Annotated in this window: 22 protein-coding genes; 5 read left to right on the forward strand and 17 right to left on the reverse strand. The window is 59.8% G+C overall.

Going from position 1 to position 26,042, the window contains the following annotated elements; genetic code table 11:
* Position 1: 1 nt before the first annotated feature.
* The 7 genes from dbpA to betI all read right to left on the reverse strand — a co-directional run bounded on the left by dbpA (position 2) and on the right by betI (position 10,092).
* Positions 2-1,339 (reverse strand): ATP-dependent RNA helicase DbpA, encoded by a 1,338-nt coding sequence (gene dbpA, locus VSQ83_RS01065; RefSeq protein ID WP_241486165.1) that lies wholly within the window; start codon positions 1,337-1,339, stop codon positions 2-4.
* Between the two features lie 150 nt (positions 1,340-1,489).
* Positions 1,490-2,920, reverse strand: a complete 1,431-nt coding sequence (gene mdtD, locus VSQ83_RS01070) for a multidrug transporter subunit MdtD (RefSeq protein WP_133075215.1) — start codon at positions 2,918-2,920, stop codon at positions 1,490-1,492.
* Positions 2,921-3,046: 126 nt separating this feature from the next.
* Positions 3,047-4,384 (reverse strand): TldD/PmbA family protein, encoded by a 1,338-nt coding sequence (locus tag VSQ83_RS01075; protein ID WP_133075216.1) that lies wholly within the window; start codon positions 4,382-4,384, stop codon positions 3,047-3,049.
* Positions 4,384-5,826 (reverse strand): TldD/PmbA family protein, encoded by a 1,443-nt coding sequence (locus tag VSQ83_RS01080; protein WP_326398608.1) that lies wholly within the window; start codon positions 5,824-5,826, stop codon positions 4,384-4,386. The genes VSQ83_RS01075 and VSQ83_RS01080 overlap by 1 nt, the downstream gene beginning before the upstream one ends.
* A gap of 242 nt (positions 5,827-6,068) precedes the next feature.
* Positions 6,069-7,772, reverse strand: coding sequence for a choline dehydrogenase (betA, locus tag VSQ83_RS01085; RefSeq protein WP_133075218.1), 1,704 nt, complete (start codon positions 7,770-7,772; stop codon positions 6,069-6,071).
* Between the two features lie 145 nt (positions 7,773-7,917).
* Positions 7,918-9,390, reverse strand: a complete 1,473-nt coding sequence (gene betB / locus VSQ83_RS01090; RefSeq protein ID WP_326398605.1) for a betaine-aldehyde dehydrogenase — start codon at positions 9,388-9,390, stop codon at positions 7,918-7,920.
* A gap of 108 nt (positions 9,391-9,498) precedes the next feature.
* On the reverse strand, positions 9,499-10,092 hold the full coding sequence (gene betI, locus VSQ83_RS01095; protein WP_019822931.1) for a transcriptional regulator BetI: 594 nt from the start codon (positions 10,090-10,092) through the stop codon (positions 9,499-9,501).
* 476 nt (positions 10,093-10,568) lie between these two features.
* Here betI and VSQ83_RS01100 point away from each other — a divergent pair, with 476 nt between their 5' ends.
* Positions 10,569-12,506: a BCCT family transporter gene (locus VSQ83_RS01100; RefSeq protein WP_326399150.1), complete on the forward strand. Its 1,938-nt coding sequence runs from the start codon at positions 10,569-10,571 to the stop codon at positions 12,504-12,506.
* Between the two features lie 106 nt (positions 12,507-12,612).
* Here the strand turns inward: VSQ83_RS01100 and choV are convergent, their stop codons facing one another.
* From choV to VSQ83_RS01115, 3 genes are all read right to left on the reverse strand, one after another.
* A complete protein-coding gene (gene choV, locus VSQ83_RS01105; protein WP_133075221.1) occupies positions 12,613-13,791 on the reverse strand; it encodes a choline ABC transporter ATP-binding protein in 1,179 nt (392 codons plus the stop codon).
* On the reverse strand, positions 13,788-14,633 hold the full coding sequence (choW, locus tag VSQ83_RS01110) for a choline ABC transporter permease subunit (RefSeq protein ID WP_133075222.1): 846 nt from the start codon (positions 14,631-14,633) through the stop codon (positions 13,788-13,790). The genes choV and choW overlap by 4 nt, the downstream gene beginning before the upstream one ends.
* 69 nt (positions 14,634-14,702) lie before the next feature.
* Complete coding sequence (locus tag VSQ83_RS01115) at positions 14,703-15,650, reverse strand: choline ABC transporter substrate-binding protein (RefSeq protein WP_133075223.1); 948 nt, start codon at positions 15,648-15,650, stop codon at positions 14,703-14,705.
* A gap of 357 nt (positions 15,651-16,007) precedes the next feature.
* Here VSQ83_RS01115 and VSQ83_RS01120 point away from each other — a divergent pair, with 357 nt between their 5' ends.
* Positions 16,008-17,384 carry an L-serine ammonia-lyase gene (locus VSQ83_RS01120; protein WP_326425065.1) on the forward strand — a complete coding sequence of 459 codons (1,377 nt, stop codon included), beginning with the start codon at positions 16,008-16,010 and terminating at the stop codon, positions 17,382-17,384.
* A gap of 421 nt (positions 17,385-17,805) precedes the next feature.
* Positions 17,806-18,909, forward strand: a complete 1,104-nt coding sequence (locus tag VSQ83_RS01125; RefSeq protein WP_133075225.1) for a GlxA family transcriptional regulator — start codon at positions 17,806-17,808, stop codon at positions 18,907-18,909.
* Between the two features lie 99 nt (positions 18,910-19,008).
* Here the strand turns inward: VSQ83_RS01125 and VSQ83_RS01130 are convergent, their stop codons facing one another.
* The 5 genes from VSQ83_RS01130 to choX all read right to left on the reverse strand — a co-directional run bounded on the left by VSQ83_RS01130 (position 19,009) and on the right by choX (position 22,756).
* Positions 19,009-19,266 carry a hypothetical protein gene (locus VSQ83_RS01130; protein WP_133075226.1) on the reverse strand — a complete coding sequence of 86 codons (258 nt, stop codon included), beginning with the start codon at positions 19,264-19,266 and terminating at the stop codon, positions 19,009-19,011.
* Positions 19,267-19,374: 108 nt separating this feature from the next.
* The gene (locus VSQ83_RS01135; protein ID WP_326425067.1) at positions 19,375-19,848 is read right to left on the reverse strand and encodes a thioesterase family protein; all 474 of its coding nucleotides are present in this window, start codon (positions 19,846-19,848) and stop codon (positions 19,375-19,377) included.
* Positions 19,849-19,860: 12 nt separating this feature from the next.
* Positions 19,861-20,826 (reverse strand): L-carnitine dehydrogenase, encoded by a 966-nt coding sequence (locus VSQ83_RS01140; protein WP_326425069.1) that lies wholly within the window; start codon positions 20,824-20,826, stop codon positions 19,861-19,863.
* Positions 20,827-20,872: 46 nt separating this feature from the next.
* Positions 20,873-21,757, reverse strand: coding sequence for a 3-keto-5-aminohexanoate cleavage protein (locus tag VSQ83_RS01145; RefSeq protein WP_326425071.1), 885 nt, complete (start codon positions 21,755-21,757; stop codon positions 20,873-20,875).
* Between the two features lie 72 nt (positions 21,758-21,829).
* Positions 21,830-22,756 carry a choline ABC transporter substrate-binding protein gene (gene choX, locus VSQ83_RS01150; RefSeq protein ID WP_326425073.1) on the reverse strand — a complete coding sequence of 309 codons (927 nt, stop codon included), beginning with the start codon at positions 22,754-22,756 and terminating at the stop codon, positions 21,830-21,832.
* A 164-nt stretch (positions 22,757-22,920) separates the two neighbouring features.
* Between choX and VSQ83_RS01155 the strand changes: the two genes are divergently transcribed.
* A complete protein-coding gene (locus tag VSQ83_RS01155) occupies positions 22,921-23,892 on the forward strand; it encodes a GlxA family transcriptional regulator (RefSeq protein WP_326425075.1) in 972 nt (323 codons plus the stop codon).
* Here the strand turns inward: VSQ83_RS01155 and VSQ83_RS01160 are convergent.
* A complete protein-coding gene (locus tag VSQ83_RS01160; RefSeq protein ID WP_133075232.1) occupies positions 23,858-24,265 on the reverse strand; it encodes a DUF3010 family protein in 408 nt (135 codons plus the stop codon). The genes VSQ83_RS01155 and VSQ83_RS01160 overlap by 35 nt on opposite strands.
* A 128-nt stretch (positions 24,266-24,393) precedes the next feature.
* On the reverse strand, positions 24,394-24,795 hold the full coding sequence (locus tag VSQ83_RS01165; RefSeq protein ID WP_133075233.1) for a lysozyme inhibitor LprI family protein: 402 nt from the start codon (positions 24,793-24,795) through the stop codon (positions 24,394-24,396).
* 228 nt (positions 24,796-25,023) lie between these two features.
* Between VSQ83_RS01165 and VSQ83_RS01170 the strand changes: the two genes are divergently transcribed.
* Positions 25,024-26,001: a dipeptidase gene (locus VSQ83_RS01170; RefSeq protein WP_095036151.1), complete on the forward strand. Its 978-nt coding sequence runs from the start codon at positions 25,024-25,026 to the stop codon at positions 25,999-26,001.
* Positions 26,002-26,042: the final 41 nt, after the last annotated feature.

Consider the following 26,042-nt stretch of genomic DNA (forward strand, 5'->3'; position numbering starts at 1 on the left):
CTTACAAAACCCGAACGCGCAATACGCGGCCTTTGATTTTGCCTTCGCTCAAGCGCTGGGCAGCCTGTTTGGCCACGGTGCGGTCAACGGCCACGTAGGCCTGGAAGTCAAAGATCGCGATCTTGCCAACCTGGGCACCCGGGATGCCCGCGTCACCCGTCAGGGCACCGAGGATATCGCCCGGACGAACCTTGTCTTTACGACCGGCACCGATCACCAGCGTGCTCATGGCCGGCAGCAACGGTGCGCCGCCCTGGGAGGTCAGGGTGTCCAGGGTTTCCCAGTTCAGCGGGGCTTTCTGCAGCTGCTCGATGGCCTGGGCGCGGTGCGCTTCGGACGGGGCAACCAGGCTGATCGCAACACCTTTTTCGCCAGCGCGGCCGGTACGGCCAACACGGTGAATGTGGATTTCCGAATCACGGGCCAGCTCAACGTTGAGCACCATGTCCAGCGCGTCGATGTCCAGACCACGGGCCGCTACGTCGGTGGCAACCAGTACTGAAGTCGAGCGGTTGGCAAACATCGCCAGCACCTGGTCACGGTCGCGCTGTTCCAGATCGCCATGCAGGCCAACAGCCGAAATGCCTTTGGACGTCAGGTGATCAACGGTTTCCTGAACCTGCTGCTTGGTGAAGCAGAACGCTACGCAAGATTGCGGGCGGAAATGGCCCAGCACCTTGGTTACAGCGCTCATGCGCTCTTCAGGGGAGATTTCGTAGAAGCGTTGTTCGATCTGGCTGTCAGTGTGCAGCGCCTCGGCTTTTACTTGCTGAGGGTTGCGCATGAACTTGGACGACAGTTGCTTGATACCGGCCGGGTAGGTGGCCGAGAACAGCAGGGTCTGGCGACGCTCCGGGGTTTTTACAATGATGTCTTCGATGGCATCGTAGAAACCCATGTCCAGCATGCGGTCCGCTTCGTCCAGTACCAGAGTGTTCAGACCGTCCAGTACCAGCGAGCCTTTGCGCAAGTGCTGCTGAATGCGGCCCGGCGTGCCGACGATGATGTGCGCACCGTGCTCCAGCGAACCGATTTGCGGACCGAAAGACACACCGCCACACAGGGTCAGCACTTTGATGTTGTCTTCGGCGCGGGCCAGACGGCGGATTTCCTTGGCAACCTGGTCAGCCAGTTCGCGGGTCGGGCAGATCACGAGGGCCTGGCAGCCGAAGAAGCGCGGGTTGATCGGGTTCAGCAGGCCGATGCCGAAGGCGGCAGTTTTGCCACTGCCGGTCTTGGCCTGAGCGATCAGGTCCATGCCTTTGAGGATCACCGGCAAGCTCTGCGCCTGAATCGGCGTCATCTGGGCATAACCGAGGGAGTCGAGGTTAGCCAGCATGGCGGCGGACAGAGGCAGAGTGTTAAAAGCGGTGGCAATGGTGGTCACGGGACTGGCCTGCAAAACAAAATGTCGCGCAGTGTACCAGTCCCATGCCCTTTGCCTGAACATTCTGGACGAGATGTCATCCAGTTCTGATTAAAAAGTCGCTTAATGTTCCAGGTCATGCTCCGAGTTGGCCTTGGGTTTGCGGCCGTCCTGCGGTGACAGTTGCAGGAAAATAGCCGCTGCCAGCATCGCCATGATCCCGACTGTGAGGAAGGTCAGCTGGAATGCCCCGAGCACCGTGTCCACCCCGTCGCTGCCGCCATCGCCAGTGAAGCCGCCGAGCAATGCCCCGGCGCAGGCCACGCCCAGGCTCAAGGACAATTGCGCCACCACCGACAGCAAACTGTTGCCGCTGCTGGCGCTGGCGTCATCGAGGTCGATCAGGGTGACGGTATTCATCGCGGTGAACTGCAACGAGTTGATCGCCCCCAAAACGGCCAGCATTGACAGCAACAGCGGGTAGGGCGTGTGTTCGGTGACCAGGCCCATGCTGGCCAGCATCAGGCCCAGGGCAAAGGTGTTGGCCGTGAGTACCGTGCGATACCCCGCGCGCTCGATCAGCGGTCGGGCTATCCACTTGGCCAGCATGGCGGCTGCGGCCAGTGGCAGCATGCTCATCCCGGCTTGTGACGGCGAGTAGCCCAGCGCCACTTGCAGCAGCAACGGCACCAGAAACGGCAGCGCCCCGCTGCCCAGGCGAGCAAACAGGTTGCCCAGAATACCCACCGCAAAGGTTTTGGTTTTGAACAGTGCCGGCGAGAACAGCGGGTTGCTGATATTGCCCGCCCGCAACCAGTAGGCCGCCAGGCACGCCATCCCGGCGAAGAGCAGCAACATCACGCGCAAGTGCGGCATGTGCAACTCGCCCAGCCCCTCCATCGCAATGGTGATAAATATCATCGCGGCGCCAAACAGCACGAAACCCAGCCCGTCGAAGCGGGTGCGCTCGCTGCCGCGCAGGTCCGGAATGAAGTGCCAGACTGCCCAGCAGCCCAGAACGCCGACCGGCAGATTGATCAGGAAAATCCAGTGCCAGCTCAGGTACTGCACCATCCAGCCGCCCATCGTGGGGCCGATCAATGGACCGAGCAGGCCCGGGATGGTGATAAACCCCATGATCCGCACCAACTCCGAGCGCGGGTAAGCCTTGAGCACCACCAGCCGTCCGATGGGCAGCATCAGCGCACCGCCCAGGCCCTGGATGATCCGTGCCCCAATCAGCTCGTTGAGGGTGTTGGACAACGCACAAAGCAACGAGCCGAAACTGAACAGCAGAATGGCGCTGAAGAAGATCTTCTTGGTGCCGAAGCGGTCGGCAATCCAGCCCGAGGCAGGGATCAGCAGGGCCACGGTAAGCATGTAGGCAACGATCACGCCTTGCATGCGCAGCGGGTTTTCTTTCAAGTCCCTGGCCATGTCGGGCAGGGCGGTGTTGAGGATGGTGCCGTCGAGCGACTGCATGAAAAACGCGATGGCCACAACCCACGGCAACCAGCGCAGGGTTTCAGGACTCAGAACCGGGCGTACGGGCATAAGACCTCTTTTTTATGATGAGCATTCTTTGTAGTCGCTGCCGAAGGCTGCGAAGGGTTGCCCAGCAACCCGTTTTCCCGAAGCCTCCACGGACTTCATCGCAGCCTTCGGCAGCGACTACAGGTATTACAGCGTCAGCGTGAGCTTCTTGACCAACGCTCCCGGCAGCAGATTCGACGCAGTCTGGCGCTGGTCGTAGGTGCTGGCCGACAGCAACAACTCACGATCTGCCGTCAGTGCCTCCAACTGCGAGCCCAGCAGACTATAGACGCTGTCATCAAAACGCATGGTGTTGACCGGGGCCTTTATCTCGCCGTTTTCGACCCAGAAGGTGGCAAAACGGGTCATGCCGGTCAGGCGTGCGGCCGGTTGGTCCGAGTAGTTCAAGTACCACAGGTTGCTGATGTACAACCCGGTGCCCAATTGCTTGAGAATATCGGCCTGCTCCAGCGTACCCGCCGCCATCGCCAGTGCGCTCGGCGCCTCGCCCTGTGGCGCGCCGTTGACCTCAAGGCCATATTCGGCAGCACTGCGCGAACCCACCAGTTGCTGGTTGGCCTTGCCGTGCTTGACCAGGGACAAGTCCTGGCGCGGATACCCTTCGCCGGAAAAGGCCGGGCTAAGGGACTGGCTGACCTGCTCGTCAAATGACACCAGGGGGCTCAGTTGCGCATCACCGCCGTACAGTCGCTGCAATGGGCTGGATTTGCTGGCCAGCGCCTGTGCCGAAAAACCGCCCCAGCACAACATGCTCATCACTTCTTCCAGCGCCGCGGGGGCCAGGTAGGCCCTGTACTCGCCGGGTGCCAGGGCATGGAGCGGGCGATCCAGAAAGCTCAGTTGCTCACGGGCCAGTTGCATGCGCTGGGCGAAACGTTCGCTGTCCCAATCGGCCCCGGCGTAGCTGGCTTTCACCGCTTGGCCGTTGCTGTGGAACAGGCTCCAGTCGAAGTTGAAACTGTTGGCCTGATGCCAGCCAAACGCACCTTCGGAACTGGCGTAGCCATAGCTGATCGGGCCGCAGGCATAAAACCCCACCAGATCGACGCCGTCGCACGCACGGCGGATTTCATCCAGGACCCGAGCGGTGTCCGGCAGTGGATGGTCCTGCACCTCATGACTGTGCCAAGGCTGGGGGTTCAGCAATAAATAAGGGTCGGCGGGCAACAACGGCAAAGTGTCACGCAGTTGTTGCACCGCGTCGGCCAGGCGCTGTTTGTCGACATCCGGTTCACCGGCCAGGGTAAGGCGGATATCCCCGTGGCGGCCGTCGTTGATCAGCTTCAGGCTCAGGCTGGCCTGCTGCACACGCCCGGCCTGGCGCACCTTGCCCTTGTTGAAACGGATGAACTCCGAGGCTTCGGCGTCGTAGCCCAGGGTGAACTGCTCTGGCGGTCGAATGGCCTTGCCCAGCCATTCGACCAACGCCTTGAACTGCTCGGCCTGACTCAATGGGGTACTCATCAGGCATCGCCTCCAAACACATCAATTTGATTGAACACGCACGCGGGTGACGCATGCCCTACGCGAATCACTTGATTGGGTTCGCCCTTGCCGCAGTTCGGCGTGCCCAGCACCTTGAAGGTACTGGCGTCACCCACGGCGCTGAGGTTGCGCCAGAACTGATCGGAAATACCCCGGTAGTTGGGGTTTTTCACCACGCCCTTGAGTTCGCCGTTCTCGATCAACTGGCCCCACTCGCAACCGAACTGGAACTTGTTGCGCGCATCGTCAATCGACCAGGAACGGTTGGTGGCCATCAGGATGCCGTGTTCAATGCCGCCAATCAGTTGGGCCATCGACTGGTCGCCAGGTTCGATATTGAGGTTGGCCATGCGGTCGATCGGAGGGCGGTTCCAGCCGCAGGCGCGGCTGTTGGCCACGCCATCAAGGCCCGACCGGAACTGCGACAGCGCACCGCCCAAAGGCCGCAGCAGCAGGCCTTCGCGGATCAGGAACTCCTTGTGGGCCGGTGTGCCGTCATCGTCGAAGCTGTAGCTGGCCAATTGTTCCGGGATGTCAGGGTCGAAGGTGACGTTCAGCAGTTTGGAGCCGTACTGCAGGCTGCCAAAGTCGCTGGCCTTGACGAAGCTGGTGCCTGCGTAATTGCGCTCGTCACCGAGGATGCGGTCCAGTTCCAGCGGGTGGCCGATGGATTCGTGGATTTGCAGGATCATCTGGTCGGGCATCAGCAGCAGGTCGCGTTTGCCGCTTGGGGCATTGGGTGCCAGCAGCAATTGCAGGGCCTGGTCGGCGACCTTTGGCGCGGCTCCGATCAACCCGCAGCGGCTGATCACGTCGGCGCCACCTTGCTGACCGAAGTTTTCGCGGCCCAGGCTGCGGGTCTGGCTGTCGTTGCCGTCATAGGCGGTGACGCTGATGCCCGGGTAGACAAAACGTTGTGCCCGGCGCAACTCGGCGCCAGCGCTGTTGAGATAGATCTGCTCGACGTGATTGAGGCCCAGCGAAACGTCCCAGCTGACCAGCCGCTCGTCCTTGGGGACGGCAGCCGACTCAGCGCCCAACAGTTCAAAGCATTCGTTGAGTGACGGGAATGCTTGATCGAGATGGGGCGAGTAGTAGTCAGCGCGTTCGTGGGACACCGGCTCCTGGCTCAGATCGAGCAGGGCGTGGGCAGCAATCAGTTGAGCCTGTGCCTCGGCACGTTCCAGGGCTGCCTGCAAGCCGGCTTGCGACAGGTCATTGGTGGCGGCGTAGGCTTCGACACCCTTGAGCCGCACCGTGAGCATCGCGCCCTGATCGTGATTGAATGAAGGAGGTTCTGCGACGTTCTTGCGTACCGACAGGTATTGCCCGGACTCGCGCACATAACGCAGCGAAAAGAACTCGGCCCGGGTGCGCAACGCGCCAAAGCGTTGCTTGAGCTGAGGGTAAAAATCGAACATGCACTGACCTCCGAAAAACGGGAAACGTATCGAGGTTTGGAATAGGGGAGCGAAACGAGACAACAGAGTAGGCCTGCGTTGAGGCCGGGGGCAAGCGGGGGGGGAAGATGAAACCAAAAACGGCAACAAACCTGTAGCCGCTGCCGAAGGCTGCGATCGGGCCCGAAGGGTTCGCTCATTTCAAAAGCGAAGGTCCTTCGGCACTTTTCGCAGCCTGCGGCAGCGACTACAGGGTGGTGTGCTTACTGCGCGGTACGGCTGACTTCACGCAGCGGCTTGCCGCGAACCGGTGCATCGCCTGCCACGTAGTAGTCGGCAGTGCTGCGCGGCAACGGCTGGCGGCCACGGATCTTGTCGGCGATTTTCTCGGCAATCATGATCGTCGGTGCGTTGAGGTTGCCAGTCGTGATCAGCGGCATGATCGACGCATCGACCACACGCAGACCCTGCATCCCATGCACGCGGCCTTCGGCGTCTACCACGGCCATCTCGTCGGTGCCCATCTTGCACGAGCAGGACGGGTGGAATGCAGTCTCGGCGTGTTCGCGGATAAAGGTATCCAGCTCTTCGTCGGTCTGCTTGTCGATGCCAGGGCTGATTTCGCGGCCACGGTACGCATCCAGCGCAGGCTGCTGCATGATTTCGCGGGTCAGGCGGATGCCGTCACGGAATTCCTGCCAGTCTTGCTCGGCTGCCATGTAGTTGAACAGGATGCTCGGGTACTCACGCGGGTCCTTGGACTTCACGTTGATCCGGCCACGGCTTGGCGAACGCATGGAGCCCATGTGCGCCTGGAAACCGTGTTCTTTTACGCCATTGCTGCCGTTGTAGTTAATCGCTACCGGCAGGAAGTGGTACTGAATGTTCGGCCATTCGAATTCTTCGCGGGTGCGGATAAAACCACCGGCTTCGAACTGGTTGCTGGCACCAATGCCTTTGCCCAGGAACATCCACTCGGCGCCAATGGCCGGCTGGTTCCACCACAAGAGCGACGGGTACAGCGAAACCGGCTGGGTGCAGGCGTACTGCAGGTACAGCTCAAGGTGATCCTGCAGGTTCTGGCCAACGCCCGGCAGGTCGTGAACGACCGGAATATCGAGGCTGTTGAGCAGTTCGGCCGGGCCGACGCCGGAGCGTTGCAGCACGGTTGGCGAACCAATTGCGCCGCTGCACAGCAGCACTTCTTTACGGGCCTTGGCCTGGATGCGGGTGTCGCTGTCGCCGACCATGTAGGAAACGCCAACGGCGCGCTTGCCTTCAAAAACGATCTTGTCGGTCAGGGCGTGGGTCACGATGGTCAGTGTCGAGCGCTGCTTGGCGGTGTCCAGGTAGCCACGGGCGGTACTGGCGCGACGGCCGTTAGGCGTCACGGTGCGGTCCATCGGGCCAAAACCTTCCTGCTGATAGCCGTTCAGGTCTTCGGTACGCGGGTAGCCGGCCTGTACGCCTGCTTCAACCATGGCGTGGAACAACACGTTGTTCCCGGCTTTGGGCGTGGTCACGCTGACCGGGCCATCGCCACCGTGGTAATCGTTGGGGCCGATGTCGCGGCTTTCGGCTTTACGGAAGTACGGCAGGCAGTTCAGGTAATCCCAGTCTTCGAGGCCTGGCAGTTTTGCCCAGCCGTCGTAGTCCATCGCGTTGCCACGGATGTAGCACATGCCGTTGATCAGGGACGAACCGCCCAGCCCCTTGCCACGGCCACATTCCATGCGGCGATTGTCCATGTGTGGCTCTGGATCGGTTTCGAAGGCCCAGTTGTAGCGACGACCCTGCAGCGGGAATGCCAGGGCGGCCGGCATCTGGGTACGGAAGTCGAAACGGTAGTCCGGGCCGCCCGCTTCAAGCAGCAGCACGGTGACGCCTTGGTCTTCAGTCAGACGGGTCGCCAGGGTGTTACCGGCAGAGCCGGCACCAATGATGATGTAATCGAATTCTTGGGACATAAAATGCACCCTCTTTGAAATAAACAAGCCTGTAGTCGCTGCCGAAGGCTGCGAAGGGTTGCTCAGCAACCCGTTTTCCCGAAGCCTCCACGGACTTCATCGCAGCCTGTGGCAGCGACTACAGGTAATCGGCTGCCAGTTGGGTTTAGAACACCGAGACGTAGTCGCCCAGCTCTACCTGTACCGATTTGATCCGGGTGTACTGAGCCAGCGAGCTGATGCCGTTTTCACGGCCAATGCCCGATTGCTTGTAGCCGCCTACCGGCATTTTTGCGTCGGACTCGCCCCAGGCGTTGATCCAGCAAATACCCGCTTCCAGTAGATGGATGACGCGGTGGGCGCGGTTCAGGTCCCGGGTCACGACGCCCGCAGCCAGACCGAACTCGGTGTCGTTGGCGCGGCGGATCACTTCTTCTTCGGTGTCGTAGGTGAGGATGCTCATCACCGGGCCGAAGATTTCTTCCTTGACGATGGTCATCTCGTCGGTGCAGTCGGTGAACACGGTAGGTGCCACGAATGCGCCCTTGGCCAGATCGCCCTGGGTCAGGCGTTCGCCGCCGCACAGTACGCGGGCGCCTTCTTCTTTGCCCTTGGCAATGTAGCCCAGCACACTTTCCATGTGAGCAAAGCTGACCAGCGGGCCGAAGTTGGTGTTTTCGTCTTCCGGGTTGCCGATGCGGATGCGCGCAACGCGCTCCAGGATCTTGGCTTCAAACGCAGCCTTCATGGCCGTCGGGATAAACACGCGAGTGCCGTTGGTGCACACCTGACCCGAGCTGTAGAAGTTGGCCATCATCGCGGTATCTGCGGCGCGATCCAGGTCGGCGTCGTCGAAAATGATCAGGGGCGACTTGCCGCCCAGTTCCATGGTCACGTCTTTCAAGGACGAGCTGGTGGCGCTGGCGGTGACTTTCTTGCCGGTGTCGGTGCCGCCGGTGAACGAGATTTTTTCGATGCGCGGGTGCTCGGTCAGCCAGGTACCGACTTCACGGCCACTGCCGGTCAGTACGTTGAACACGCCATCCGGCAGGCCCGCCTGGGTGAAGATCTCGGCCAGCTTGAGGGTCGTCAGGGAGGTGACTTCGCTTGGTTTGAAGATCATCGCGTTACCGGCAGCCAGTGCCGGTGCGGCTTTCCACAGGGCGATCTGGATAGGGTAGTTCCACGCGCCGATACCGGCTACAACGCCAAGCGGCTCGCGGCGGGTGTAAACGAAAGAGGTGGTGCGCAGCGGGATTTGCTCGCCTTCAATGGCGGGTGCAAGGCCTGCGTAGTATTCGAGTACATCGGCACCGGTCACGATGTCGACGTAACGGGTTTCGGAGTACGACTTGCCGGTGTCCAGGGTTTCCAGGGCGGCCAGTTCATCGTTGCGCTCGCGCAGGATTTCCACGGCGCGACGCAGGATGCGCGAGCGCTCCATGGACGTCATGGCGGCCCAGATTTTCTGGCCCTTTTCAGCGCTGACAACCGCGCGCTCGACGTCTTCTTTGGTTGCGCGTTGCACTTGAGCGAGGACTTCGCCGTTAGCCGGGTTGATGGCATCGAAAGTAGCGTCGCTACCGGCGTCGGTGTAGCCGCCGTCGATGTAGAGTTTTTGCAGTTCGAAACGGGCCATAAAATCCTCGCAAGTGCATAAGTGGTTGGCGTTGGTCGTGAGTCGGGTGCCATCTGATTGGGGCAACTCAAACTCACGACAGTTCAGGGGTTAAGCATTTATTGGGGCCTAACTCACCTGTTTCGCCAGTTGTAGATCCATGTATTCGTAGCAGATGCGTTGTGCCTGTTCGGTGTCGAACGCGTCTCCCGACAGGGCACCCCGCAACCATAGACCATCGATGAGAGCTGCCAGGCCCCGTGCTGCATTGCGGGCCTGGGCCTGCGGCATTACGCGGCGAAACTGGCAGCACAGATTGGAATACAAGCGGTGATCGTTGATCCGCTGCAATCTGTGCAACGACGGCTGGTGCATGCTGGCGGCCCAAAAGGCCAGCCAGGTTTTCATTGCCGGGCCACTGACCTGGCTGGCGTCGAAGTTGCCTTCAACAATCACCTGCAGATGAGCCCGTGGGCTGTCATCGCTTAACGCCAGGCGGCGCTCGGTGACGTTGTCGATCAAGACGTTCATCAAGTACCGCATGGTGGCGGCAATCAGACCGTTCTTGTCTTTGAAGTAGTGACTGATGATGCCGTTCGACACACCGGCCAGACGGGCAATCAGCGCAATGCTGGCATCTGCCATCCCGACCTGATCGACCGCCGTCAACGTGGCTTCGATCAACTGCTGGCGGCGTATGGGTTGCATACCGACCTTGGGCATTTCGCAAATCTCCTTGGGCCGGCGAGCAGTGCATAAGCATCACTGAACGACAGCCAGTCTATTTTGTTTTGATTGAACGTTCAATCAACAAAGAATAAGCTCTGCGACAAATCGTCGCGATTTATGTCGTTTCCCTACGCATGAATGGCGCAAAACGACACGGTAAATTCCCATGGAACCTAGGCAGAAGCAGGCTTTCGCAGGCGCTGACAGGAGGTCCAAACAGGCATAACGCACCAGACCACGCGGGGCAGCCCTTGATTTCAAGGGGACGCACACAGGTTCTGAACGCGGTCTGGGCGGGTCCGGTTTTTTAGCGGTGTCTTTATATCACTCGACCGTTGGTCGTAATCCAACCCTTTGGTCGAGTGGTGCGTTGCCTTAAGTCCTTGTCTCGCACTGCCTGGAGCACCCGTGCAATGAGTTCTGCCTCTCTTATAAAGACCCCGCCGCAAAAGGTGACGGTCAATGGTTGGGTGTTTTACACCTCCACTGCCTTGATATTGTTGTTGACTGCCATTTTGATCATTGCCCCCGAAGAAGCGGGTCGTATTCTGGGCGTTGCCCAGGAATGGCTGTCGCGCAGCTTCGGTTGGTATTACATGGTGGTGATCGCCGCTTACCTGATCTTCGTGGTCGGTCTGGCGTTTTCGTCCTACGGCAAACTGAAGCTGGGCACCAAGCAAGACACCCCGGATTTCAGCTATGGCGCCTGGGCCGGGATGTTGTTTTCGTCCGGTATCGGTATTTCCTTGCTCTATTTCGGCGCTTCCGAGCCGCTGGATCACTACTTCAACCCGCCTGAAGGCGTGTCGGGCAGCCACGAAGCCGCGCGTCAGGCGTTGCAACTGACCTTCCTGCACTGGGGCCTGCACGGCTGGGCGATTTACGCGCTGGTCGGCCTGGCCGTGGCGTATTTTGCCTACCGTCACAACCAGCCGCTGGCGCTGCGTTCGGCGCTGTATCCGTTGATGGGCGAGCGTTGGGTCAAAGGTGCTGCTGGCCATGCGGTGGACGGCTTCGGCATGTTCGTGACCCTGCTGGGGCTGGTGACCAACCTGGGCATTGGCTCGATGCAGGTGTCGTCCGGGCTTGAGAACCTGTTCGGCATGGAACACAGCAATACCAACCTGCTGATCGTGATCATCGTGATGAGCACTGTGGCCACCATCGCCGCTGTCTCTGGCGTTGAAAACGGCATCCGCCGGTTGTCCAACCTGAACATCGTGCTGTTCAGCGGCTTGCTGATTTTCGTGTTGTTGTTCGGCCCCACGCTGCACCTGCTCAACGGCTTTGTGCAAAACACCGGTGACTACCTCAACGGTATCGTCATGAAAACCTTCGACCTGTACGTGTATGAAGGCGACAGCAAGAAAACCGAGGGCTGGCTGGGCCTGTGGACCCTGTTCTACTGGGCGTGGTGGATTTCCTGGGCACCATTCGTAGGGATGTTCATCGCGCGTATTTCCCGTGGTCGTACCGTGCGTGAACTGGTGGCGGGCGTGTTGTTGATTCCGCTGGGCTTCACCCTGGCCTGGCTGTCGATCTTCGGTAACTCGGCACTGGACCTGGTGGTTAACCACGGTGCGGTGGAGTTGGGGAAAACGGCGCTTGAACAGCCGTCGATGGCTATTTACCAACTGCTTGAGCATTACCCGGCGTCGAAAATCGTCATCGGCGTGTCGATCTTTGTGGGCTTTGTGCTGTTCCTGACCCCGGCGGATTCCGGCGCGGTGATGATGGCCAACCTGTCGTGCAAAGGCGGCGATGTGGATGAAGACGCGCCGCACTGGCTGCGTATCTTCTGGTCTGCGGTGATCACTCTGGTGACCATCGGCCTGTTGTTCGCCGGTAACTTTGCGGCCATGCAAACGATGGTGGTGCTGGCCGGTCTGCCGTTTTCGGTGGTATTGGTCCTGTTTATGTTTGGCCTGCACAAAGCGATGCGCCAGGACACCCTGGTTGAGCAGGAACAAGCCGAGTTGGCCGCCCGTGGTCGTCGAGGTTTCAGCGAGCGCTTGACTGCCCAGGACCTGCAACCGACCCAGGCGGTGGTGCAGCGCTTTATGGACAAACACGTGACCCCGGCCCTGGAAGATGCGGCAGAACAGCTGCGCAGTCGGGGCCTGGAGGTGCAAACCCTGCTGGGCAGTGCCAAGCGTTGCATGGGCGTGCGGGTGGAGATGGAAGAGGGCAACCCGTTTGTCTACGAAGTCAGCCTGGACGGTTATCTGGCCGCACCGAGCGAGTCCGAACAGGATGAAGTGCGCAGTCGTTATTACCGGGCCGAGGTGTATTTGCACAACGGCAACCAGGAGTACGACCTGATGGGCTTCACCCAAGAGCAAATCGGTCGTGACGTGCTCGACCAGTTTGAAAGCCATCGCCAACTCCTTGGCAGGGTGTACAGCTAAACCGCGTGTGGGAGCGGGCTTGCTCGCGATAGCATCAACGGGGTGTACCTGATACACCGCGTTGACTGCATCGCGAGCAAGCCCGCTCCCACAGGATGAGTGCACGTCAGCCCAGGTTCTTGCCCAACAACGCGTGATACAACTCGGTATCGCCCAGTATCCCCACCACTTTCTGGTTGTCGTGCAGCACCAGTTTGTTGCCCGTCTGGTAGCGGATTTGCAGCGCGTCGCGCATGCCAATTCCCGAATCCACCAGGGTCGGCCCCCGGCCCAGACCTTCCACCGCCTGCCCGCTGCTCCAGCGCTGCAGCTCCACGGCACCGGCGCCCTGACGCACACCCTTGATGGTGTTGCCTTCCGCCAGATCAATCCACGAATCATCCCCCGGATCGATGCACACCGAGCCGTTGATGCGCTTGCAGTTGTCCAGCGTGCGCATCAGGCTGCGCCCGCACAGAACGTTCAACGGGTTGGTGTGGGCGACGAAGGTGCGCACATAGTCGTCGGCAGGATTGAGTACGATCTCTTCGGGCTTGCTGTACTGCACGATCTTGCCGTCTTTCATGATCGCAATGCGGCTGCCCAGCTTGAGCGCTTCGTCAAGGTCATGGCTGACAAACACAATGGTCTTGTTCAGCTTGTGCTGCAGCTCCAGCAGCTCGTCTTGCAGGCCTTGGCGGATCAACGGGTCGAGGGCTGAAAAGGGTTCGTCCATCAGCAGAATATCGGCATCCATTGCCAATGCTCGCGCCAGGCCAACCCGTTGCTGCATGCCGCCGCTCAACTCATCGGGCTTTTTGTTGCGCCATTGGGTCAGACCCACCAGCTCCAGCTTTTCATCCACCAGGGTACGTCGTTCTTTCTCGGGGCGGCCCTGCATCTCCAGGCCGAAGCTGATGTTCTCGCGCACCGTCAGCCAGGGCATCAGGGCGAACTTCTGAAACACCATGGCGATGCGCTTGGTGCGCATCATTTTCAGTTCGGCGGGGGTACATGAAGCAATGTCGATCTGCTTGCCTTCGTGCTCCACATACAACTGGCCACGGCTGACCGTATTGAGTCCGTTGATGCAGCGCAACAGGCTGGACTTGCCCGAGCCGGACAAGCCCATCAGCACACAGATTTCGCCTTTGTCGATATCCAGGCTGGCCTTTTCGACGCCCACAATCTGCCCGGTCTTTTTCAGGATCTGATCCCGCGAAAGGCCTTGATCCAGCAGGCTGAGTGCCTCACGGGGGTCTTTGGCGAAGATGACGTCCACATTATCGAAACGAATAATACTCATGCGTCGGCTCCTGTCTTGGCTTCCGGCTGTTTGCAGATCCGGTCGAGCATGATTGCCAGCAGCACAATCGCCAGCCCTGCTTCAAAGCCCAGCGCAATGTCGGCGGTATTGAGTGCGTTGACCACCGGTTTGCCCAGGCCATCGGCGCCTACCAGGGCAGCGATCACCACCATCGACAGCGACAGCATGATGCATTGGGTAATCCCGGCGGCGATGCTCGGCATGGCGTGGGGCAGTTCAATGCGTGTGAGCAACTGGCGGCGTGAGCAGCCAAACGCCTTGCCGGCATCCAGCAGTTCATGGGGCACGTCGCGAATGCCCAGGTACGTCAGGCGGATGGGCGCTGCAATCGCAAACACCACCGTGGAGATCAGCCCCGGCACCACACCCAGGCCAAACAGGGTCAGGGTCGGGATCAGGTAGACGAAGGTAGGCACGGTCTGCATCAAGTCCAGTACCGGGCGCATGAAGGTATAAAACATCGGCTTGTGGGCGGCGAGAATCCCCAGCGGTACGCCGATGATCACGCACACGAAGGTCGCGAACAGCACCTGGGCCAGGGTTTCCATCGTTTCTTGCCAATAACCCAGGTTCAGGATCAGCAGAAACGACATTGCCACGAAAACAGTGAGCCCCCATTTACGTTGAATAAAGTGGGCAAACAAGGCGATCAGGCCGATGAACACGAAAGGGTTGAACCAGGTCAGCGCAAACGTCACGCCGTGGATCATCGTTTCAAGTGTCAGCGCAATGGCATCGAAGGTGCTGGCACCGTTTTTGGTCAGCCAGTCGACGAAGCTTGCGATGTACTCGCCCAGAGGAATTTTTTGATCAATCAGCATGGTAGTGAACGTCCGCATGCAGGGGGATTAAAACGGAGCCAGGCGGGGTTGGTCGCCTGGCGCCCGCGATTACTTCGCGAGGCTGGCTTGAACGGCTGCAAGACCCGGTTTGCCATCAATCGTGGTTACACCTGCGAGCCAGGTTTGGAGCACTTGCGGGTTCTGTTTGAGCCAGGCCCTGGCGGCCACGTCCGGTTTGATCTTGTCGTCCAGGACCTTGCCCATCAGGGTGCTTTCCATGTCGAGGGTGAACACAAGATTTTTCAGCAGTTGACCGACGTTGCTGCACTCTTCGCTGTAGCCCTTGCGGGTGTTGGTATAGATGGTCGCCTGGCCATAATTGGGGCCGAAGAAGTCATCGCCGCCGGTGAGGTACTTCATTTTGAAACGGGTGTTCATCGGATGGGGTTCCCATCCCAGGAACACCACTTCAGTGCCACGGCGCTGGGCGCGATCGACCTGCGACAACATCCCGGCTTCGCTGGACTCCACGACCTTGAAGCCCGCGTCTTTCAAGCCGAACGCGTTCTTGTCGATCATGGTCTGGATCATGCGATTGCCATCGTTGCCCGGCTCGATGCCATAGATCTTGCCGTCCAGTTCCTTCTTGAATTTGGTTATATCCGAGAAGTCCTTGAGGCCCTTGTCATAGAGGGCCTGGGGGACAGCGAGGGTGTATTTGGCGTTCTCCAGGTTGGCACGCACGGTCTCGACGGTGCCCGCCTCGCGGTAAGCCTTGATGTCGTTTTCCATGGTCGGCATCCAGTTGCCCAGGAACACGTCCATGTTCTTGCCATCGGCGAGCGACTTGTACGTGACCGGTACTGAAATCATGGTGGTTTTGGTTTTGTAGCCAAGGGCCTTGAGCACTTCGCTGGTGACTGCGGTGGTGACGGTGATGTCGGTCCAGCCGACATCCGAGAAGTTGACCGTGCTGCATTGCTCCGGTTCTGCTGCCTGGGTGATGACGGGCAGACTCAGCAATGCAGCCAACAACAACGATGAGGAATGTTTCATGGAACGACTCCTGTGTGTCTGGGATGCGGTTTTCGATCGAAAGCCGCACGTATCAGTTGCGGTTGGGTGATGCACGGCAGGGGTGTTGCCGGCGCATCTTGCAATCGAGTCAGGACTGATCATGTAACAGCGAAAATCAAACGCCTACAGGGGGCGTCGCATCCAGTACAGGCAGGGTCGTATCTGATACTTGGGAGGTCGTATATAGACGTTTCATGAGTAAAAACCGCTTTTTTCATGCCTCTGCACCGTATAAAACGTCGGGGGCGCTGGCAGGCAAAGGTGAGTCGTAGCTGGACGTTTTTGCAGATCGCAAACACCCCATGATGCGGGCACACACCCTTAAGGTTCGTGCTCATGGCTATCAGCGTATTTGACCTGTTCAAGATCGGTATCGGTCCCTCAAGCTCCCACACCGTAGGCCCGATGCGGGCTGCTGCGCTGTTTGTGCAGGGTTTGCGCGAACGGGACCAACTGCAGCAGGTACATCGCATCGAAGTGCAGCTCTATGGCTCGTTGTCGGCCACCGGCATTGGCCACGGCAGTGACAGCGCGGTGATCATGGGCCTGATGGGTGAGTGGCCCGATGCAATTGATCCGGCGCAGATAGCCCCGCGCATCGCCCAGCTTCATCACAGCCAGACGCTGCTGCTGGATGGGTACATGCCGATCCCGTTCGTATGGTCGCAAGACATGCGCCTGATCGACGAAAACCTGCCGTTCCATCCCAACGCCATGACCCTGGTCGCAGAAACCGAAGCCGGTGAACTGCACCGCGACACCTACTACTCGGTGGGTGGCGGTTTTGTGGTGGACGCTGCGCAAGCGGCAAGCGGTGTGCTGGACATGGACAGCACCGAACTGCCCTACGATTTCAATTCTGCCGTCGAGTTGCTCGACTTGTGCCGCAAGCACCATCTGAGCGTGGCGGCATTGATGATGGCCAACGAACGCACATGGCGCAGCGAGGACGAAATTCGTTGTGGCCTGATCAAGCTTTGGCGCGCCATGCAGGACTGCGTTGAGCAGGGTTTGAAACACGAAGGCATCCTGCCCGGCGGCCTGAATGTGCGCCGTCGCGCTGCCCGCCTGCACCGCAGTCTGCAGGAATTGGGCAAACCCAATGTGATCGGTTCAACCCTGAGCGCCATGGAGTGGGTCAACCTGTTTGCACTGGCGGTCAACGAAGAGAATGCGGCGGGCGGGCGCATGGTGACCGCACCGACCAACGGTGCGGCGGGGATCATCCCGGCGGTGCTGCACTACTTTATGAAATTCAGCGATGAAGTGAGCGAAGCCCATGTGGTCGACTACCTGTTGAGCGCGGCGGCGATCGGCATTCTGTGCAAAAAGAATGCGTCGATTTCCGGAGCCGAAGTGGGATGTCAGGGCGAGGTCGGATCGGCCTGCGCGATGGCGGCAGCGGGGCTGGCGCAAATCCTTGGGGCGAGCCCTGAACAACTGTGCAACGCGGCTGAAATTGGCCTGGAACATAACCTGGGTTTGACCTGCGATCCGGTGGGCGGGCTGGTGCAGGTGCCGTGTATCGAGCGAAACGCCATTGCGGCGGTCAAGGCGATCAACGCGGCGCAAATGGCCTTGCGCGGTGACGGGCAGCACTTTATCTCCCTGGACCGGGTGATCCGGACCATGCGCGACACCGGCGCCGACATGCACGACAAATACAAGGAAACCTCACGGGGTGGCCTGGCGGTCAGTGCGGTGGAATGCTGAAAACCCTTGTGGGAGCGGGCTTGCTCGCGATGCAGGCGACACGGTTGGCCTGGACGCCATCGCGAGCTGGCCCGCTCCCACAGAAGAGGCACACCTGCCAGCGCTGTTTCAGCGCACGCCGACCTTTTTTGGCGCACTCGTACTTTTCGTGACATTTGATTGCAGCTCTGTTTCTGCCCCCTTCCCACAAGTGATACCAATGTGCTCAACAGCGCAGGATCACACCCGTGCAGCCCTGCTGGACCGTAGTTTTGGCACGACCTGCCTAGACCCTTTGCGACGTCGTTTTCAGACTTTATTGAATGCCCATCCAAGTTTAGGCATGGCATTTGCGTTGCCATCTAAAAGCCCCGTTCAACGAGGGCAAAAACAAGAGCCCGCGCCTGGGGCCATCACCCGCTTTGTGTGAGGAGATATCGCGATGACGTCGTTCAACTCCGGGGTCCAACCCCAGAACCGTACGCCTCAATCCATCGGCTTTCTGCTGCTGGACAATTTCACGCTCATTTCCCTGGCGTCCGCGATAGAACCCTTGCGTATGGCTAACCAGTTGTCGGGCCGTGAGTTGTATCGCTGGAGCACCCTCAGCGCGGATGGCAGCCAGGTATGGGCCAGTGATGGTCTGCAAGTGACCCCCGACGCCAGCATGCACAAGGCACCGGCTCTGGACATGGTGATCGTGTGCGGCGGTATCGGCATTCAACGCACCGTGACCCGCGAGCACGTGTCATGGCTGCAAAGCCAGGCGCGCCAGTCGCGCCGTCTGGGCGCCGTCTGTACCGGCAGCTGGGCGTTGGCGTATGCAGGCTTGCTCGATGGTTTTGATTGCAGCGTGCATTGGGAGTGTCTGGCGTCCATGCAGGAAGCCTTTCCGCGGGTTGTCATGAGCACACGCCTGTTTACCCTTGACCGCAGCCGCTTCACCAGCTCGGGGGGCACTGCGCCACTGGACATGATGCTGCACCTGATCAGCCGTGATCATGGTCGCGAACTGTCGGCCGCCATCTCGGAAATGTTTGTGTATGAGCGCATTCGCAACGAGCAGGACCACCAGCGCGTACCGCTCAAGCATATGCTGGGCACCAATCAGCCCAAGTTGCAGGAAATTGTCGCGCTGATGGAAGCCAACCTCGAAGAGCCTATCGACCTGGATGAACTGGCGGTTTACGTCACCGTATCGCGGCGCCAGTTGGAGCGCCTGTTCCAGAAGTACCTGCACTGCTCGCCGTCGCGCTACTACCTCAAGTTGAGGTTGGTGCGGGCGCGGCAGTTGCTCAAGCAAACCCCCATGTCGATCATTGAAGTGGCGGCGGTCTGCGGCTTTGTGTCCACGCCGCATTTCTCCAAGTGCTACCGCGAATACTTCGGCATTCCGCCACGGGACGAGCGCGTGGGTTCCAACACGGCACAGCAGACCACGCTTGTGCAGATCCCGCAGTCACTGTTGCTGTCCCCGCTGGCCGGGCCGATGTCCGCCTTGAATCAGGCGCGTAACGAATCGACGTTTGCCAGTGTGAGGTTGTAGCAAGCCGTTGTGGGAGCGGGCTTGCTCGCGATACAGGCACTGCGGTTCAACAGACAGACCGCATTTTCTGCATTGCGAGCAAGCCCGCTTCCATACGGCTCAGTGCAATTGCTTTTGCTTGAACGCCATCAGCCCCGGCAACAGTTGCTGATCAATGGCCTGGCGTACCGCCGGTAAAATCGTTGCGCTGCCGGTGTAGAGCTTTTCGACCATGCCCTTCAAGGCCCGGGCATTGGTTTCATTCAGCCCGCATACCGCCGCCGAGCAAGCCTGTTCGGCACTGCCCGACACCTCGAACCCCAAGGCACGCAGTTGGCCCAGCAGGTCCTGCTCATCTATCAAATCCGCGTGCATCATGGTTTGGTCCTTTTATGAAGCGCGATTGAAGTTTGATTCTGGTAGGGCTTTGGTCCGTGGGCAAGGGCGGTTTGGCGATATGTCTGATCTGCCTAAGAACAGGTCGTTTTAAGGCAAGGGCAAGGCAATCACCCGCCCCACATGCTCGGGTTTCGGGAGATCACGTTGCTGCTGCTCGATGGCCTGCAACAAGGCCAGGGTGTGTTCGCCAAACGGCGCGGAACGCGGGCCTGCCAGGTCGACATGCAACAGCATTTGCTCATTGCCCGCCAAGACCCTCTCATCACCGGCCAGGTGCAGGCTGTGATAGACATGCAGGCGTTTTCTGTCGTGGCCGATGAGTTGGGTGCGCACTTCAACCTGTGCCCCGAGTTTCACCTCGTGCAGGTAATTGAGGTGCACCTCCAGGGTGAACAGTGAATGGCCGCTGGCTTCACGGTTCTGGCTGTCGAGCCCCATGCGGTCCATCAGGGCATCGGTGGCGTAGCTGAAAATCAGCAGGTAAAAGGCGTCGCGCAAATGGCCGTTGTAATCGACCCATTCTTCAAGAATGGGGGTGCTGTAGGTGGTGAGCGCGGGCATGCTGAACCTCGTTCAATCGTTGATGGCAATGCCATGTTTGAGTTTGGTCGCGTTAACCGCTTCCATTACGGCCAGCAGGCAGTCATCACTATAGCTTTCCAACGCGCCGATGCTGTGGCTGCCCAGTTGCTCAGTGGTGCCTTCGACCACGTCGTCGATCAGTTTTTCGCTGAGCTCAGGGGCGGGCAAATACGTCCAGGGCAGTTGCAGGGCCGGGCCGAACTGATTCATGAAGTGACGCATCCCGGCATCGCCCCCCGCCAGGGTATAGGTCAAAAAGGTGCCCATGAACGACCAGCGCAAACCTGCGCCAAAGCGGATGGCGTCGTCAATCTCGCCGGTGGTGGCGACGCCGTCATTGACCAGGTGCAGCGCTTCGCGCCACAAGGCTTCAAGCAGGCGGTCGGCAATAAAGCCGGGCACTTCCTTGCGCACGTGCAAGGGGCGCATGCCCAGGGATTGATAGACCTTGATGGCCGCCTGAATGGCCTCGGGGGCGGTTTTTTGCCCGCCGACCACTTCGACCAATGGCAGCAGGTAAACCGGGTTGAACGGATGGCCGACAACACACCGCTGCGGGTGGGTGGAGGTTTCGTAGAACTCGCTGGGCAGCAGGCCCGACGTGCTGGAGCCAATCAAGGCATCGGGTTTGGCCGCAGCGCTGATTCTGCGGTGCAAATCCAGTTTGAGATCGAGCCGCTCGGGGGCGCTTTCCTGAATGAAGTCGGCCTCGCTCACGCACGCTTCGATGGTGCTGACAAAGCGCAGTCGGTCTTGGGATGCGCCTTGGGCAAGGCCGCTTTTTTCCAGCGCCGGCCAGGCCTTGGCGACGCGCTTGCGCAGGGCCGCTTCGGCGCCGGGGGCCGGGTCCCAGGCGACAACGTCAAGTCCGTGGGCAAGGGCGCGAGCGACCCAGCCGCTGCCGATGACACCGCTGCCAAGGGCGGCGAAGGTTTTGATCTCGGTAATAAACGTCATGAAAGTGTCCTGAATTGAACCGTAGGAAAACGCAAAGCCGATGGGGTTATCGGGAGGTGAGCCCCATTTTCACCCGACCTTCTGCCGGGCTCAGTACCCGGGCGCCCAAGCGACTGAGGATTTCAGTGGCGCGTTCCACCAGTTGCCCGTTAGTGGCCAGCACCCCGCGATCCAGCCACAAGTTGTCTTCCAGCCCGACCCTCACGTTGCCGCCCAGCAGCACCGCTTGCGCGGCCATCGGCATTTGCATGCGACCAATCCCGAATCCGGCCCACACCGCGTCGGCGGGCAAATTGTCGACCATGGCTTTCATGCTGGTGGTGTCCGCCGGAGCCCCCCACGGGATGCCCAGGCACAGCTGAAACAGCGGGTCATCGAGCAAGCCTTCCTTGATCATCTGTTTGGCGAACCACAGGTGGCCGGTGTCGAAAATTTCCAGTTCGGCTTTCACGCCCAGTTCCTGGATACGCTTGGTGCCCGCCCGCAGTTGCGCCGGTGTGGAGACGTAAATCGTGTCGCCGTCGCCAAAGTTCAGGGTGCCGCAATCCAGGGTGCAGATTTCCGGCAGCAACTCCTCGACGTGAGCCAGACGGGTCAGCGGCCCGACCAGATCCGTGTGGGGGCCAAACTCCATCGGGTTCTCGCCGGGGCCGATATGCAAGTCACCGCCCATGCCGGCTGTGAGGTTGACGATGATGTCGATATCCGCCTCGCGGATGCGTTCCATCAGTTCGCGGTACAGCGCCACATCGCGGCTGAACTGCCCGGTCTTTGGATCACGTACATGGCAATGCACCACCGTGGCTCCGGCCTTGGCCGCTTCCACGGCAGCTTCGGCAATTTGTTTGGGCGTGACTGGCACTAAAGGGCTGCGCCCGCTGGTGTCGCCGGCACCGGTGAGTGCGCAGGTGATGATGACGTCGTGGTTCATGGGGCATTTCCTTGGGGCGTAGAGCGCCACAACGCAGCCATCAAGGGCCGCGAAGGTGGGCTTGGTGTTTGATTATTTAGCGCTGAGCTTCAGGTGTTCGGCAGCGGGTTTGCCATCCACGGTGGTGACGCCTTCAAGCCAGCGCTGAAGGTCGTGCGGATGGTCCTTGAGCCACTGGCGGGCCGAGACTTGTGCATCCATGTGATCGAGCAGCGGCTGCATCATGCGGCTCTCGTCCTCGGCGCTGAAGGTCAGGTTGCTGAGCAAACGGCTGACATTGGGGCAGCGGCTGGCGTAGTCCGGGGTGGTGACTGTCCATACCGTGGCCAGGCCTTCATCCGGGCCCAGGGCTCCTTCGCTGCCGGTCAGGTAAGTCATTTTCTGATTGATGTTCATCGGGTGCGGTGTCCAGCCAAAGAACACAATCGGCTCGTTGCGATTCACCGCGCGTGACACCGCCGAGAGCATCCCGGCTTCACTGGACTCCACCAGCTGGAACTTGCCCAGGCCAAACTGGTTTTTCTCGATCATGGCCTTGATCTGGGTATTGGCGCCGGACCCCGGCTCGATCCCGTAAATCTTGCCCCCCAGTTCCTTCTCGAATCTGGCGATGTCGGCAAAGCTCTTGAGTCCCTTGTCAGCCATGTAGGTCGGAACGGCGAGCATGGCCCTGGCGTCTTTAAGGCTCGGCTCGGCCAGGACCGTGACCTGTTTGGCGTCCACGAACGGGGTAATGCTCTGGTTCATGATCGGGTTCCAGTAACCCAGAAACATGTCCAGCCGCTTGTCGCGCAGGCCAGCGAAGATGATTTGCTGTGAGGCGCTGGTTTGCCTGGTTTTATAGCCGAGACCGTCGAGCAGGGTTTGCGCCATGGCGCTGGTGGCGATCACGTCGGTCCAATTGACCACGCCCATGCGTACGTTCTTGCACGATGCATCTTCAGCAGCCAGGACGCAGGGGCTCAGTACCAACAGGCAACAGCTGATCAGTCGTTTCATGGGTGGGGCCTCGGCAGGTTGTTATTGGGGGATCGGCGTCTTTGTGCGCCGTGATGCCAAGGTACGCAGGCGGCGTGCCGCGCAACCGCACTGGGGCGACGTGGTTTTGCACTGCAGCGACCTGACTGTGTTTCAATCCGTTGAACCGACTTGCGAGCGTTCCCATGGCCCAGGATTTTTACTTCCTTCTGCTGCCCGGCTTTTCATCAATGGGCTTTATTTCGGCCATCGAGCCGCTGCGGGTAGCCAACCGTTTTCGCGGCGAGCTGTACCGCTGGCACGTACTCAGTTGCGAGGGGGGCGCCGTGCTCGCGAGCAACGGTATGTCGGTCAATGCCGAGGGCGGGCTGGGGGCACTTGAAGCCGGTGCGACACTGTTGGTGGTGGCCGGTTTTGACCCGCTGACCCACGTGACACCGGCGCTTAATCAGTGGTTGCGACGCCTGGACAACGACGGAGTAACCCTGGGCGCCATCGACACGGGCAGTGTGGTACTGGCGCAGGCGGGCCTGCTCGACGGCTATCGGTTGACCCTGCACTGGGAGGCGCTGGAAGCGTTCAAGGAGTCATACCCCGCATTGCACGTGACTCAGGAACTGTTTGAAATCGACCGCCAGCGCATCACCTGTGCGGGCGGCACCGCCTCCATTGACCTGATGCTGGACCTGATCGCCCAGGCCCACGGACCGGAGTTGGCGATCCAGGTTTCCGAACAGTTCGTGCTTGGCCGCATCCGCCCGCGCAAGGATCACCAGCGCATGCAGGTCGCCAGCCGCTATGGCATCCACAATAAAAAACTGGTGCAGGTCATTGGCGAGATGGAGCAACACAGCGAGCCGCCCCTGAGCACCTCGCAACTGGCGCTTGGCATCAACGTGACCCGGCGCCAACTGGAGCGCCTGTTCCGTTTGCACCTGCACGACACCCCGCGCAACTTCTACCTGGGCCTGCGCCTGGAAAAAGCCCGGAAACTGCTGCGCCAGACCGACATGAGCGTGCTCGACATCAGCATTGCGTGCGGTTTTGAATCACCGTCGTATTTCACCCGCAGCTACCGGGCGCGGTTTGGCTGCGCGCCGAGGCAGGACCGGGTGACGGGTACTACCCCTTCAGCAACGCCGCACACGCTGCCTTGAACGCTTCATGCTGATACTTGTTCAGCGAGGCGGGCAGGTCGAAGGCGTGCTTTTTGTATTGGGCGTTGAGGGTTTGCGGGGATAGCAGCTGCACTTCGCAATCGTCCAGCAACTGGATAAGGCCTTCGATCTTGAACGTGATCGGGCCACCGGCGAACTCACCCTTTTTACTGCGCTTTTTGATCACGATCCGGGTGATGGCGTTGGCCTTCACAAAAGCGGCCATCTGCGCTGCGAAAGCTTTGACGCTGGCGGCGTCTTCATCGTCGTCCAGGGCGATTTTCTTGGTGGCGTTGGCCACATGCTCAAGGCCCTGGTTGGCGAGGGCGAAAATAGCTTCGCTGCCTTTGATTTCGATACCGCAAATAGTCATAAAAACCTGATCGATAAGTTGAACTGTTCTTGTGGGAGCGGGCTTGCTCGCGACGCAAGCGACCCGGTCTTCAGGTTGGACCGCGGTGATGCTATCGCGAGCAAGCCCGCTCCCACACCCGGAAGGGGTCAATCCTGCCCGATCGATTCCAGAAACTCAGAACGGTCGTCGCTGATGCGGGCCATGCAGTCGTTTTGGGCGATGTTGAATGCCTCGGTGCCAGCAGTGGCCGGGAATACCGCAATCGCGCAATCGGCGTCGCGCTGGTGCAACCACAGCGCCTGGGCAGCCTTGATTTTGCTGAGGATGTTATTGAGCTGGGTCGCGTTATTGCCGTACAGGGTCGTCATGCGCTCCTGCAGAGCTTCGTAGTTTTCGGTCAGCAACTGCTCGGCAGCATTTTTGCTGAACACCGAACACGCCAGGGTTTGCCGGTCGTTTTCTACCGCGTCGCACGGGTTGTAGTCGGCATCATCGGCCGCATGGGCTCCGCTGGTGATCAACGCCAAGGCCAGGAGAATCGATTTCATTGCGGCTTCCTAATCCATAGATGGGGCGGATTCTGGCTTAAGCGTCGGCCAAAGAACAGTCGCGCAGCATAGGCCATGTCATCGCGGTTGCGCGCTTTGTCGTGGATTGACGCTTTCGGCAATTGCGCTGTCGCTTTTGCACCCGGCTGCTTTTAACCCCGGGCCTATGCTGGCCCCAAAGCGCCGGCAGACGATTCGGCGCAGCAAACGCCAATAAGGGGACGCTTGATGAGCCCAGCCGAGTTGCACGCAGACAGCATCGTTATCGACGGGCTGATCATTGCCAAATGGAACCGTGAACTGTTCGAAGACATGCGCAAAGGCGGCCTCACTGCTGCCAACTGCACCGTCTCGGTATGGGAAGGCTTTCAGGCCACGATCAATAACATCGTTGCCAGCCAGACCCTGATTCGCGACAACAGCGATCTGGTCATCCCGGTCAAAACCACCGCCGACATTCGCCGCGCCAAGGAGCAGGGCAAAACCGGGATCATTTTCGGCTTCCAGAATGCCCATGCGTTTGAAGACCAGTTGGGCTACATCGAGATCTTCAAGCAGCTCGGGGTTGGCGTGGTGCAGATGTGCTACAACACCCAGAACCTGGTGGGCACCGGATGCTACGAGCGCGATGGCGGGCTTTCGGGTTTTGGCCGCGAAGTGGTGGCTGAAATGAACCGCGTCGGGATCATGTGCGACCTGTCCCACGTCGGCTCGAAAACCTCGGAAGAGGTGATTCTGGAATCGAAAAAACCGGTCTGCTACTCCCATTGCCTGCCGTCCGGCCTCAAAGAACACCCGCGCAACAAGTCCGATGCTGAACTCAAATTCATTGCCGACCATGGTGGTTTTGTCGGCGTGACCATGTTCGCGCCGTTTCTGGCCAAGGGTATCGATTCGACCATCGACGACTATGCCGAAGCGATCGAGTACACGATGAATATCGTCGGCGAAGACTCGATTGGCATTGGCACCGACTTTACCCAGGGCCACGGTCAGGACTTCTTCGAAATGCTGACCCACGACAAGGGCTATGCCCGCCGTCTGACCAGCTTCGGCAAGATCATCAACCCGCTGGGCATCCGTACCGTGGGTGAGTTCCCCAACCTTACCGAAACCTTGCTCAAGCGCGGTCACAGCGAGCGTGTGGTGCGCAAGATCATGGGCGAAAACTGGGTCAACGTCCTCAAAGATGTCTGGGGCGAATGAGCCGTCAACGATCACGTTTTGCGTAGTCGCTGCCGAAGGCT

Source organism: Pseudomonas sp. DSV-1 (genome assembly GCF_035830915.1).
GTDB lineage: Bacteria > Pseudomonadota > Gammaproteobacteria > Pseudomonadales > Pseudomonadaceae > Aquipseudomonas.